Raw genomic sequence first — 11,877 nt, 5'->3', positions numbered from 1 at the left:
CATATTTCCGCCTCATGCCGCCCGGCGCTGCAACCGGGGCCTGTCCATGCTATATAGGGTGTCATGACCGATAACGTTACGCCCCCGCCCCGGCTCACGGTGGAGTCCAGGCCGGCCGCCGGCCGCGCGCGCGCGCCCAGGGCCGCGGCCAAGGCCACGCCCAAGGCCAAGCCGCGGCGCCGCTTCCAGCTGTTCGGCGGCGTGCTGCGGACGCTCTTCGTCGTGGCCGTCGCCGGGACGCTGGCGGGCGGGGTCGCGGCGTATGGGGTGTATCGCCAGATCGAGGCGGACCTGCCGGACTACCGCTGGCTGGCTGACTACTCCCCCCCGCAGATGAGCCGCATCTACGCCTCCGACAGCCGGCTGATGGCGGAGCTGGCGGCCGAGCGGCGGGTCTTCGTGCCCATCGAGGCGATTCCCCGCCAGCTCCAGCAGGCCTTCATCTCGGCCGAGGACCAGAATTTCGAGACGCATTTCGGCGTGGACCCCACGGCGGTGGCGCGCGCCGTCGTCACGAATGTGGAGAACTACCTGGGCGGGCGGCGCATGCTGGGCGCCTCCACCATCACGCAGCAGGTCGCGAAGAACATGCTGGTGGGGGCGGACCGCACCATCCTGCGCAAGGTGCGCGAGGCGCTGCTGGCCATCCGGCTGGAGAACGCGCTGCCCAAGGCGCGCATCCTGGAAATCTACCTCAACGAGATCTTCCTGGGGGCCCAGGCCTATGGCGTGGCCGCCGCCGCCCAGGCCTATTTCGACAAGGCGCTGGACGAGCTGACGCTGAGCGAGATGGCCTTCCTGGCCGCCCTGCCCAAGGCGCCCAACAACTACAACCCGCTGCGCTTCCCCGAGCAGGCGCGCATCCGCCGCGACTGGGTGCTGGGCCGCATGCTGGCCGATGGCGCCATCACGCAGGAACAGCACGACGCCGCCCGCGCCGAGCCCATCCAGGTCCGCCCCACGCGGCGGCCGGAGGTGGTGCCCGTGGGCCAGCACTTCACCGAGGAGGTGCGGCGCGAGCTGCTGAGCCGCTTCGGCGCCGACCGCACCCAGGGCGGCGGCCTCGTGGTGCGGACCAGCCTCGACCCCGAATTGCAGGCCGCGACGGAAACCGCGCTGCGGACGCACCTGCTGGATTATGACCGCCGTCGCGGCGGCTGGCGCGGGCCGGTGACCAACATCGCCCATGGCCCGACCGAATGGCTGCCGGCGCTGGAAGCGACCCCCCGCCCGCCCGGCATGGAGCGTTCCTGGCGCCACGCCGTGGTGCTGGAGGTGGCCGAGCGCGAGGCGCGGCTGGGCTGGTTCGAGCGCGCCCAGCCGCGCGCCCCGGCCGAACCCCGCACGGGCCGGCTGTTCCTCGATGAACTCTCCTGGGCGCGGCCGGTCATCGCGGCCACGGGCGGGCAGCCGCCGCGCCTCGGCCCCGCGCCGCGCCGCATGTCCGACGTGCTGAACCCCGGCGACGTGGTGATGGTGGAGCTGGAGGAGGCGCGCCCCGCCCAGGGCCGCACCCCCGCCCGCCCCGAGCGCCTTGGCCTGCGCCAGGCGCCGGAGGTGGAGGGCGCCGTCGTGGCGCTCGACCCCAACACCGGCCGCGTGCTGGCCATGGCGGGTGGATGGTCCTTCGAACGCTCCTGGTTCAACCGCGCCACCCAGGCGATGCGCCAGCCCGGCTCCTCCTTCAAGCCCTTCGTCTTCCTGCCGGCGCTGGAGGCGGGCATCCCGCCCAACCAGCGCTATCTCGACGCCGAGATCGAGGTGCCGACGGGTGCCGGCGTCTGGCGGCCCGGCAACGCCGATGGCCGCGTCATGGGCTACATGTCCATGCGCCGCGCGCTGGAGCTCAGCCGCAACCTCGCCACCGTGCGGGTGGCGCAGGAGGTGGGCATTGACCGCGTGGCGGAGGTGGCCAGCCGCTTCGGCGTGATCGAGAACATGCCGCACTTCCTGGCCATGAGCCTGGGCGCGGGCGAGACGACCGTGCTGCGCCAGGCCGCCGCCTATGCCAGCTTCGTCAATGGTGGCCGCCGCGTGGAGCCGAGCTTCATCGACAGCGTGCAGGATGCGCGCGGCCGCGTGCTGTGGCGCACCCAGGCGCGCGAATGCGTGGGCTGCGAGGCGGGGCCCGAATCCGGCCCGCCGCAGCTTTCCGACAACCGCCGCGCCATCGTGGACCCCATCGCGGCCTACCAGATCACCTCCATCCTGCAGGGTGCCGTGCAACGCGGCACGGGCGGCCGGGCGGCGACGGGGCTGAACCGGCCCATCGCCGGCAAGACCGGGACCACCAATGATTTCCAGGACGCCTGGTTCGTGGGCTACACGCCCGACATCGTGATCGCGGTCTGGGTGGGCCATGACGAGCCGCGCACGCTGCGGCGCGCGGGTGAGCCGGGCAATGACGTGGGCGGCGGGCGCCTCGCGGCCCCCATCTTCCGCGATGTGCTGGCCGCGGCCCTGGGCGACAGCCCGCCCGTGCCCTTCCGCGCGCCGCCGGGTGTGGCGCTGGTGCGGCTGCAGCACGACACGGGCCAGACCATCCTGGAGGCCTTCCGCCCCGGCACCGAGAATGCCGCGCGCGACCCCACCGAGGTCTCGGGCATCGGCGCGGGTGCGGCGGAGCGCGTGGACAGCGGGCTGGGCGGGCTGTATTGAACCGCCATGCGCGCTGATGCCACACAATTGCACGAGCAGATCACGGCCTCCGTGTCCCTGCTGAGGAGGCATCTTTGACTGGGATGCCGCAACCGCCCGCCTCGCCGAGCTGAACGCCCGGGCCGAGGACCCCGACCTCTGGAACAAGCCCGACGCCGCGCAGGCTGTGATGCGCGAGCGCGGGCGCCTGGCCGAGCAGGTGGAAGGCGTCCAGCGCCTCGAACAATCCGTCAGCGACGCGATGGAGCTGATCGAGATGGCCGAGGCGGAGAATGACACCGCCACCGCCGATGCGCTGGTCGAGGACCTCAAGGGCTTCGCCGCCGAGGCGAAGCGCCGCGAGATCGAGAGCCTGCTCTCGGGCGAGGCCGACCAGAACGACTGCTATGTCGAGGTGAATGCCGGCGCCGGCGGCACCGAGGCCCAGGACTGGGCCGAGATGCTGATGCGCATGTACATGCGCTGGGCCGAGGCGCGCGGCTACAAGGTGACCATCACCGAACAGTCCGAGGGCGAGCAGGCCGGCATCAAATCCGTCACGCTGCAGGTGACCGGCCCCAACGCCTATGGCTGGATGAAGACCGAGACGGGGGTGCACCGCCTGGTGCGCATCTCGCCCTTCGACGCGGCGGCGCGGCGGCAGACCAGCTTCGCCAGCGTCTATGTCTATCCGGTGGTGGACGACAAGATCGAGATCGAGATCAACCCGGCCGACATCAAGACCGACACCTTCCGCGCCTCCGGCGCCGGCGGGCAGCATGTGAACAAGACGGATAGCGGCGTGCGCTTCACCCATATCCCGACCGGGATCGTGGCGGCCTCGACGCAGGACCGCAGCCAGCACAAGAACCGCGTGATCGCGATGAACATGCTGAAGGCGCGGCTCTACGAGCTGGAGCTGAAGAAGCGCGAGGCCATCAGCGACGCGGCCGAGGCGAGCAAGACGGACATCGGCTGGGGCCACCAGATCCGCAGCTATGTGCTGCAGCCCTACCAGATGGTGAAGGACCTGCGCACCGGCGTGGAGAAGGGCAACCCCGACGCCGTGCTGGATGGCGAGCTGGACGAGTTCATGGCCGCCGCGCTCGCGCAGCGCGTGGGTGCGACGCGCAGCGAGGCGAGCGCCAACTCGCAATGAGGGCCGCCCTTTGAGCGGCGGTTCCATGAAATGGCTGCGCGCGCCGGCCCAGCTGGCGGACGGGCTGCGCGTCTATGCGATCGGTGACGTGCATGGCTGCGTGGACAAGCTGCGCGCCCTGCACGAGGCGATCCGCGCGGACCTGAAGGCCCACCCGACGCGCGGCGCCACCGTCATTCACCTGGGCGACTACATTGACCGCGGGCCGGACAGCGCGGGCGTGATCGAGGCGGCGATGGGCTTCGACGCCTGCCCGGTGGTGAACCTGATGGGCAACCATGAGGCGACGCTGCTGGCGGCCCTGGACGGCGACGCGCCCGCCGCGACGGACTGGATCTACTATGGCGGGCGGGAGGCGCTGACCTCCTGGGGCATGCCGCCCCACGCCCCGCGTGAGAGCTGGGCCACGGGCATTCCCGCCGCGCACATCGCCTTCCTGCGCGGCCTCGCCTTGCGGCACCGCATTGGCCCCTATTTCTTCGTCCATGCCGGCATCCGCCCCGGCGTGGCGCTGGAAGACCAGGCACCCGACGACCTGATCCGCATCCGCGGCGCCTTCCTCGACAGCGAGGCCGACCACGGCGTCATCGTGGTGCATGGCCACACGCCGGTGCGCGAACGGACGGCCGACCTGCGCGAGAACCGCATCAACCTCGACACCGGCGCCGTCTATGGCGGCCCGCTGACCTGCGGGGTGTTCGAGGAGGACCGGGTGGGGCTGCTCACCGCCTGAGTCTTTGCGCGGCCGATTCACCGCCTCGGCTGCGCCTCGCCGGATCGGACGCGGGTCCAGCGGCCGATTCACCGCCTCGGCTGCGCCTCGCCGGATCGGACGCTAGACGCCCTGCCGCAGCACGTGCTTCTGGATCTTGCCCGTGCTGGTCTTGGGCAGTTCCTGGAAGACCACGCGCTTGGGCACCTTGAAGCCGGGCAGGACGGTGCGGCAATGGGCCATGAGCTCCGCCTCGGTCGTCTCCATCCCCGGCTTGAGTTCGACGAAGGCGCAGGGCACCTCGCCCCATTTCTCATCGGGCTGCGCCACCACGGCCGCGACCGCCACGGCCGGGTGCTTGTAGAGCGCGTCCTCCACCTCGATGCTGCTGATGTTCTCGCCGCCCGAGATGATGATGTCCTTCGACCGGTCGCGCAGCTGGATGTAGCCGTCCGGGTATTTCACCGCGAGGTCGCCCGAGTGGAACCAGCCGCCGGCGAAGGCCTTGGCGGTGGCGTCGGGCTCCTTGAGGTAGCCCTTCATGACCACGTTGCCGCGGAACATCACCTCGCCCATCGTCGCGCCATCGGCGGGCACGGGGGTCATGGTGGCGGGGTCCATGACGTCGAGCCCCTCCAGCGGCACATAGCGCACGCCCTGGCGGGCCATGAGCTTCGCCTGCTCGGGCGGGGGCAGCGCATCCCATTCGGCGTGCCATTCATTCGTGACGGCGGGGCCATAGACCTCGGTCAGGCCATAGACGTGCAGCACGCCGAAGCCGGCCTGCTTCATGGCGGCCAGCACCGCCTCGGGCGGGGGCGCGCCGGCGACCACGAAGGTCACGGGCCCGGGCAGGTGCCTGCGTTCCTTCTCGGGCGTCTGCAGCAGGGTGCTCATCACAATGGGCGCGCCGCACATATGCGTGACGCCCTCGCCCGCGATCAGCGACCACATCATGGGCCCGCGCACGGCGCGCAGGCAGACATGGGTGCCGGCCATGGCGGTGATGGTCCAGGGGAAGCACCACCCGTTGCAGTGGAACATGGGCAGCGTCCAGAGATAGACCGGGTGCCGCGCCATCCCCGCCGCCAGCACATTGCCCACGGCCAGGAGATGCGCCCCGCGGTGGTGATAGACCACGCCCTTGGGCTTGCCCGTCGTGCCGCTGGTGTAGTTCAGCGCGATGGCGTCCCACTCACCCTGCGGCAAGGGCCAGGCGAAGCCGGGGTCGCCCTGGCGGAGAAAGGCCTCGTAGTCCTGCGCGCCGAGGGTTTCGTGGGACGGCGCCTCGCGGTCATCCACTTCGATGATCGTGGGCTTCACCGTACATTGCGCCAGCGCCGCCCGCACCACCGGCACCCATTCGCGGTCCAGGATCAGCGCGCGGGCTTCGCCATGGTCCAGGATGTAGGCGATGGTCGCGGCGTCGAGGCGCGTGTTGATGGTGTTCAGCACGCAGCCCGCCATGGAGACGCCGAAATGCGCCTCGACCATTTCCGGAATGTTGGGCAGCAGCACCGCCACTGTGTCGCCGCGGCCCAGCCCCAGCTTCGTCAGCGCGTGGGCGAGGCGCACGCAGCGGTCGCGCAGTTCGCGATAGGTGCGGCGCGTGCCGCCATAGGCCACGGCCACATGGTCCGGGAAGGTGGTGGCCGTGCGTTCCAGGAAGAGCAGCGGCGTCAGCGGCTGGTGGTTGGCGTCCTGGCGCGGAAGGGCGTCGTAGTCGGCGGCGGCCATGCTCAGCGATCCTGCCATGTGGGTTTGCGCTTTTCGAGGAAGGCGCCGATGCCCTCGGCGGCGTCCTCGGCCAGCATGTTCTCGACCATCACCTGGGAGGCGGTGGCGTAGGCCTCCTCCAGCGCGCGGCCTTCCTGCGCGAGGAAGCCGCGCTTGCCCATGCGGATGGTGAGCGCGGAGCGCGCGGCCACCTGCGAAGCCAGCTCCAGCGCGGCACCCCGTGCATCCTCCGCCACCTGGTTCACCAGGCCCAGGGCGCGCGCTTCCTCCGCCCCCACCATGCGTCCGGTCAACAGCATTTCCATCGCCGCCTTGCGCGGCACGGCGCGCGACAGCGCGACCGCGGGCGTGGAGCAGAACAGGCCGATATCCACCCCCGGCGTGCAGAAACGCGCGGTCGGCGTGGCCACGGCCATGTCGCAGCTCGCGACCAGTTGGCAGCCGGCGGCGGTGGCGATGCCCTCCACGGCCGCGATGACGGGAACGGGGTGCCGCACCACCTGGCGCATCACCTGGGAACAGAGCGCCATGGTGCGCGCGAAGAATTCATGCCCGCCATCGGCGGACCCCCGCGCGGCGGTCAGTTCGCGCAGATCATGCCCCGCGCAGAAGGCGGGGCCATTCGCGGCCAGCACCACGCAGCGTGCGCCCTCGGCCTCGCGCAGCGCGGCCTCCAGGGCCTCGAGCATGGCGAGCGAGAGGGCGTTGCGCGCCGCCGGCCGGTCGAGCACCAGCAGCGCCACGCCGTCATTGCGTCGTTCGGTGGTGATCATCGCGCCAGCACCTCCTGGATTTCCTGCAGGATCACGGGGTCGTCTATCGTGGGCGGCACGGTGAAGGGCTGCCCGTCGGCGATCTTGCGGATGGTGGCGCGCAAGATCTTGCCCGAGCGCGTCTTGGGCAGGCGCGGCACCACCCGGGCGTCGCGGAAGGCGGCGACGGGGCCGATGCGCTCGCGCACCAGGGAGACGAGTTCGCGCGCCACCTCGGCCTCCTCGCGCGCGGCGCCGGATTTCAGCACGACGAGGCCCACGGGCACCTGGCCCTTCAGCCCGTCGGCGGCGCCGACCACGGCGCATTCGGCGACATCGGGGTGGGACGCCAGCACCTCCTCCATCGCGCCGGTGGAGAGGCGGTGGCCGGCCACGTTGATGATGTCATCCGTGCGGCCCATGACCCAGACGAAGCCTTCCGCATCCACCATCCCGGCGTCGGAGGTGTCGTAGAAGCCGGGGAAGGTGGAGAGATAGGCCTCGCGGTAGCGCGCCTCGGCGTTCCAGAGGGTGGGGGCGCAGCCGGGCGGCAGGGGCAGCTTGATCACCAGCGCGCCCTCTGCCCCCGGCTTCACCTCGGCGCCGGACGCGTCCAGCGCGCGCACCTCGAAGCCCGGCGTGGGCTTGCCGCCCGAACCGGGGCGTGGATCGAACAACCCAAACTCGCGGAAGCCGGCGGTGATGGGCCAGCCCGTTTCGGTCTGCCACCAATGGTCCACCACGGGCTTGCCCAGCTTGGCCGCCGCCCATTCCGCCGTGGGCGGGTCGCAGCGTTCGCCGGCGAGATACAGCGCCTCCAGCCGCGACAGGTCGTGGCGGGCCAGGTGCGCGCCCTCCGGGTCCTCCTTCTTGATGGCGCGGATGGCGGTGGGCGCGGTGAAGAGCAGCTTCACCCCATGCTGCGCGCAGACGCGCCAGAAGGTGCCGGGGTCCGGCGTGCCCACGGGCTTTCCTTCGAACAGCACCGAAGTGCAGCCCGCCAGAAGCGGCGCATAGACGATGTAGGAATGCCCCACGACCCAGCCCACATCGGACGCCGCCCAGAACACATCGCCCGGCGCCATGCCATAGATCATGGACATGGAGCGGTGCAGCGCCACCGCGTGCCCGCCATGGTCGCGCACGATGCCCTTCGGCTTCCCCGTCGTGCCGCTGGTGTAGAGGATATAGAGCGGGTCCGTCGCCGCGACCTCCACGCAGGGGTGGGGTTGGCCCGCTTCCTCCTCCGCCGCGTAGTCGAAATCGCGGCCGGGGGTGAGGTCGGCGCGAAGCTGCTCGCGTTGCAGCACCAGGCAGAAATCGGGCTTGTGCGCGGCCATGCCGATGGCGGCGTCCAGCAGCGGCTTGTAGGGCACGACGCGCCCCGGTTCGAGCCCACAACTGGCCGAGATCACGGCACGCGGCGTGGCGTCGGTGATGCGGGTCGCGAGTTCCGCCGCCGCGAAGCCGCCGAACACCACGGAATGGATCGCGCCCAGCCGCGCGCAGGCCAGCATGGCGATGGCGGCCTCCGGCACCATGGGCATGTAGATCAGCACGCGGTCACCGTGCCGCACGCCGCGCGCGGCCAAGGCGCCCGCCAGCCGCGCCACGCGGGATTGCAGGGTGGCGTAGCTGATGTGCTCCACCCGCCCCGTCATCGGGCTGTCGTAGAGCAGCGCCGTCTGCGCCCCACGCCCCGCCGCCACATGGCGGTCCACCGCATTGTGGCAGGTGTTCAGCCGCCCCTTCGGGAACCAGCGGCCATAGAGCCCCTGCCCCGCGTCGAAGGCGCGCGCCGGCGGCACCGACCATTCGAGGCCGCGCGCCGCCTCCAGCCACCACGCCTCCGGGTCTGCCCGCCATGCGGCATAGGCCGCGTCATAGCCGGACATCTTCTTCCCTCCCGCCCTGTGCCGGGCGCGGGACAGGGTGGCGTTCCGGCCGTTGCTTCGCAAGCGCCGCGACAGCACCATGGCCCGATGCGCTTCGCCTCCCTGCCCGGCAATCTGCGCGGCGCCATCCTCATGTCGCTGGGGGCCGTGCTCTTCGCGGTGGAGGTGCTGTTCATCCGCTGGATGAATGACCGCGGCATCCCCACCACCACCCAGGTTTTCGCGCGGTCCATGGGGCAATTGCTCTGGGTGCTGCCGCTGATCCTGGGGGCGGGGCTGGCCGTGTTCCGCACGCGCAGGCTCGGGCTGCATCTGTTCCGGGGGCTCGCTTCGGCGCTGACCTGGGGGCTGTATTTCCTGAGCTTCGCCTTCCTCGACCTCGCCACCGCCTCGGTGCTCTCCTTCACCAATGTGATGTTCACGACGCTGCTCGCCGGGCCCGTATTGCGGGAGCGCGTGGACGCGGCGCGCTGGGCCGGCACGCTGCTGGGGCTGCTGGGCGTCGCCGTCATGCTGCGGCCGGGCACCGACATCCCGCTGCTGGGCGCGCTGACGGCGCTGGGGGCGGCCTTGGCCTGGTGCGGCATCACGCTGTCCTCGCGCGCGCTGTCGCGCACGGAATCCACGCAGACGGTGGTGGCCTGGGTGGGCATCGTGACCAGCCTCTGCACCCTGCCCTTCTTCCTCTGGGGCTGGGCGCCGATCGGGCTCGGCGATGGCGTGATCCTGCTGGTCTTCGCCCTGTTCACGCCCGGCATCATCTGGTTCGTGACCGAGGCGCTGCGCGCGGGCGAGGCCAGCGCGGTGGCGCCCTTCCAGTATCTGCGCCTGGTGGTGATCATGGCGTTCGGCTGGGTCCTCTTCGCGGAGGTGCCCGATGGCTGGACGCTGCTGGGGGCCGCCGTGATCCTCTCCGGCGCCATCCTCATCACGGTGCGGGAGGCACGGCGGGCATGATTCTTCTGCTCCAGGCCGCGCCGCTGGTGACGCTGCTCATCTTGCTGGCCAGTGGCCGCGCGGGGCCGCTGCCGGCCTGCGGGGTGGCGCTGGCGCTGGCCCTGCCCGCCATCGCCGTCAGCCTGCCGGAGGGGGTGGCGCTCACCACCTTCCTGCCGGCCGAAACGCTGCGGGCGTTGTGGCTGGCCCTCCAGGTGGTCGCCATCATCACGGGCGGGCTGCTGTTCCAGGCGGCGGTGGCGCGCGACGCCGACACGGCGCCGCGCACCCCCACCCCGGCGCGCATCTTCGCCGCCACCCTGCCGCTGGGCTGTTTCCTGGAAAGCGTCACGGGCTTCGCCATCGGCGGCGTCTTCGCGCTGGCCGCGCTGCGGGCCATGGGCATTGGTGGGGCCGTGGCGGTGGCGATGTCGGTGCAGGCGCTGGTGCTGGTGCCCTGGGGGGGCCTCGGTCCCGGCACGCTGCTGGGTGCGACCATGACGGGGCTGCCGCCGCATGAGGTGGCGCGCGTCTCCGCCATTCCGACCGCGCTGTGGATGCCCTGCCTCGCCCCGCTGCTCTGGGCCTTGCAGGCGCGGGCCGGCGTGGTGGTGCCCGCGCGCGAGAAGGCCATGCAGGCGCTGATGCTGGCGGTGCTGGGCGGGCTGATGCTGGGGCTGCACTGGGTGCTGCCCTTCGAGGTGATCGGCGTCGTCGCCACCGGCATCGTGCTGCTCTGGGCGCTGTGGCGGGCCGACCCGCCGCGCGAGCCGGTGGCGGCGCTGCGCGCGGCCGGCCCCTACCTGGTGCTGGCGGCCGCACTCCTGGCGTCCCGCGCCATTCCGGGCGCGCCCGCCTGGCAGCCCTTCGCCGAGCTGCCGGCCTTTCCGCTGACCCATGTGGGGCTGGTGCTCTGGGCGGTGGCGCTGCCGCTGCTGGCGCTGCGGCCGCGGCCGGTTTCGGCCTTCGCGGGGGCGCTGCGCCGCTCGGGCCGGCCCATCGCGGTGCTGCTGCTCTATGTGCTGCTGGGCCGCTGGCTGGCGGGCGGGGGCGTGGCCGCGGGGCTGGCCGAGGCCATGGCGGCGGCGGCGGGCGGGACCGCCATGTTCCTCGTGGCGCCGCTCGGCCTGCTGGCGGGCTTCGTCACGGGCAGCAATGTGGGCGGCAATGCCGCGCTGATGCCGGTGCAGCAGGCGCTAGGGGCCACGCTCGGCCTGCCGCCCCTGCTGGTGCCGGGCGTGCAGAACTTCGCCAGCGGCGCGGGGGCGGGAATGAGCATCGCGGTCGTCGCCATGCTCTGCGCCATCGCCGGCGGCGGCACGCGGCCCACGCAGGTGTGGCGCCTGGTGTGGCCCTCCATGCTGATGGTGCTGGCCCTTGGCACCGGAACCCTCTGGATGTTGAGCTAGGCCCATGCACGACTGGTCCATCGCCGAACGCAAGCTGCTGCGGGTGCCCGCCCTGCGCCCCCTGGTGAAGCGCATCGGCCCCTGCACGCTGACGCCGCTGACCCGCCCGCCCTACGAGGCGCTGGTGCGGGCCATCGCGCACCAGCAGGTGCATGGCCGCGCGGCCGAGGCCATGCTGAACCGCCTCATCGCCCTGCATCCCGGCGATGGGTTCCCGCCGCCCGAAGTCGTCCTGGCCCTGCCGCCCGAGGCGCTGCGCGGCTGCGGCTTCTCCGGCAGCAAATGCGCGGCCATCCAGGACATCGCGGCGAAGAGCGTCTCGGGCCAGGTGCCGGGGCTGGACGAGGCGCTCTCCCTGCCCGACGAGGCGCTGGTGGAACGCCTGCTGCCTTTGCGCGGCGTGGGGCGCTGGACGGTGGAGATGCTGTTGATCTTCACCCTCGGCCGGCCCGATGTCTGGCCGGTGGATGATTTCGGCGTGCGCGAGGGCTGGCGGCTGGTCACGGGAGCCGAGGCGCAGCTCAAGCCGCGCGCGCTGATGGAGCTGGGCGCGCCCTTCCGCCCCTGGCGCAGCGTGGCCGCCTGGTACCTCTGGCGCGCGGCCGATGAAGGGAAAAAGGTGAAGCCGCTGGCCGTCTAG

At 71.8% G+C, this 11,877-nt stretch carries 9 protein-coding genes; 6 read left to right on the top strand and 3 right to left on the bottom strand.

Translation table 11 applies throughout. From position 1 onward, the window contains the following. Nucleotides 1–63 precede the first annotated feature (63 nt). The 3 genes from JTN19_RS13345 to JTN19_RS13335 all read left to right on the top strand — a co-directional run bounded on the left by JTN19_RS13345 (nucleotide 64) and on the right by JTN19_RS13335 (nucleotide 4,529). Nucleotides 64–2,658, top strand: a complete 2,595-nt coding sequence (locus tag JTN19_RS13345) for a penicillin-binding protein 1A (protein ID WP_206933598.1) — start codon at nucleotides 64–66, stop codon at nucleotides 2,656–2,658. A 6-nt stretch (nucleotides 2,659–2,664) separates the two neighbouring features. Further along, nucleotides 2,665–3,796 (top strand): peptide chain release factor 2 gene (prfB, locus tag JTN19_RS13340; protein ID WP_191085403.1). Its coding sequence is split into 2 segments (ribosomal slippage): nucleotides 2,665–2,733 and nucleotides 2,735–3,796, totalling 1,131 coding nucleotides; the frame shifts between segments, so codons are not numbered across the junction. Nucleotides 3,797–3,821: 25 nt separating this feature from the next. Then, nucleotides 3,822–4,529, top strand: coding sequence for a metallophosphoesterase family protein (locus JTN19_RS13335; RefSeq protein WP_206933596.1), 708 nt, complete (start codon nucleotides 3,822–3,824; stop codon nucleotides 4,527–4,529). A 102-nt stretch (nucleotides 4,530–4,631) separates the two neighbouring features. On the opposite strand, the gene JTN19_RS13330 is transcribed toward JTN19_RS13335, so the two are convergent. From JTN19_RS13330 to JTN19_RS13320, 3 genes are read right to left on the bottom strand one after another with little or no spacing between them, the layout of a single operon-like run. Further along, nucleotides 4,632–6,245, bottom strand: coding sequence for an acyl-CoA synthetase (locus JTN19_RS13330; RefSeq protein WP_242531137.1), 1,614 nt, complete (start codon nucleotides 6,243–6,245; stop codon nucleotides 4,632–4,634). A 2-nt stretch (nucleotides 6,246–6,247) separates the two neighbouring features. After that, complete coding sequence (locus JTN19_RS13325; RefSeq protein ID WP_206933593.1) at nucleotides 6,248–7,018, bottom strand: enoyl-CoA hydratase; 771 nt, start codon at nucleotides 7,016–7,018, stop codon at nucleotides 6,248–6,250. Beyond that, the gene (locus JTN19_RS13320; protein WP_206933591.1) at nucleotides 7,015–8,892 is read right to left on the bottom strand and encodes an AMP-binding protein; all 1,878 of its coding nucleotides are present in this window, start codon (nucleotides 8,890–8,892) and stop codon (nucleotides 7,015–7,017) included. Before JTN19_RS13320 ends, JTN19_RS13325 begins: the two co-directional genes overlap by 4 nt. Nucleotides 8,893–8,979: 87 nt before the next feature. Here JTN19_RS13320 and JTN19_RS13315 point away from each other — a divergent pair, with 87 nt between their 5' ends. Genes JTN19_RS13315 through JTN19_RS13305 form a run of 3 tightly spaced genes read left to right on the top strand, consistent with a single transcriptional unit; the run spans nucleotide 8,980 to nucleotide 11,877 of the window. Next, nucleotides 8,980–9,849, top strand: a complete 870-nt coding sequence (locus JTN19_RS13315; RefSeq protein WP_242531136.1) for a DMT family transporter — start codon at nucleotides 8,980–8,982, stop codon at nucleotides 9,847–9,849. Next, nucleotides 9,846–11,237 (top strand): L-lactate permease, encoded by a 1,392-nt coding sequence (locus JTN19_RS13310; RefSeq protein ID WP_206933589.1) that lies wholly within the window; start codon nucleotides 9,846–9,848, stop codon nucleotides 11,235–11,237. Before JTN19_RS13315 ends, JTN19_RS13310 begins: the two co-directional genes overlap by 4 nt. Nucleotides 11,238–11,241: 4 nt before the next feature. Next, nucleotides 11,242–11,877 carry a DNA-3-methyladenine glycosylase family protein gene (locus tag JTN19_RS13305; RefSeq protein WP_206933587.1) on the top strand — a complete coding sequence of 212 codons (636 nt, stop codon included), beginning with the start codon at nucleotides 11,242–11,244 and terminating at the stop codon, nucleotides 11,875–11,877.

It is taken from the genome of Roseococcus thiosulfatophilus (assembly GCF_017311575.1).
GTDB classification, from domain to species: Bacteria; Pseudomonadota; Alphaproteobacteria; order Acetobacterales; family Acetobacteraceae; genus Roseococcus; species Roseococcus thiosulfatophilus.
The sequence above is the reverse complement of the archived record's forward strand: the minus strand, read 5'-3'. Positions and strand labels throughout refer to the sequence as shown.

What these genes read in the sequence shown, in the direction of transcription:
- JTN19_RS13315 (WP_242531136.1), top strand. Translation starts at nt 8,980, where the DNA reads ATGCGCTTCGCCTCCCTGCCCGGCAATCTGCGCGGCGCCATCCTCATG.
- JTN19_RS13320 (WP_206933591.1), bottom strand. Translation starts at nt 8,892, where the DNA reads ATGTCCGGCTATGACGCGGCCTATGCCGCATGGCGGGCAGACCCGGAG.
- JTN19_RS13305 (WP_206933587.1), top strand. Translation starts at nt 11,242, where the DNA reads ATGCACGACTGGTCCATCGCCGAACGCAAGCTGCTGCGGGTGCCCGCC.
- JTN19_RS13345 (WP_206933598.1), top strand. Translation starts at nt 64, where the DNA reads ATGACCGATAACGTTACGCCCCCGCCCCGGCTCACGGTGGAGTCCAGG.
- JTN19_RS13310 (WP_206933589.1), top strand. Translation starts at nt 9,846, where the DNA reads ATGATTCTTCTGCTCCAGGCCGCGCCGCTGGTGACGCTGCTCATCTTG.
- JTN19_RS13325 (WP_206933593.1), bottom strand. Translation starts at nt 7,018, where the DNA reads ATGATCACCACCGAACGACGCAATGACGGCGTGGCGCTGCTGGTGCTC.
- JTN19_RS13335 (WP_206933596.1), top strand. Translation starts at nt 3,822, where the DNA reads ATGAAATGGCTGCGCGCGCCGGCCCAGCTGGCGGACGGGCTGCGCGTC.
- JTN19_RS13330 (WP_242531137.1), bottom strand. Translation starts at nt 6,245, where the DNA reads ATGGCCGCCGCCGACTACGACGCCCTTCCGCGCCAGGACGCCAACCAC.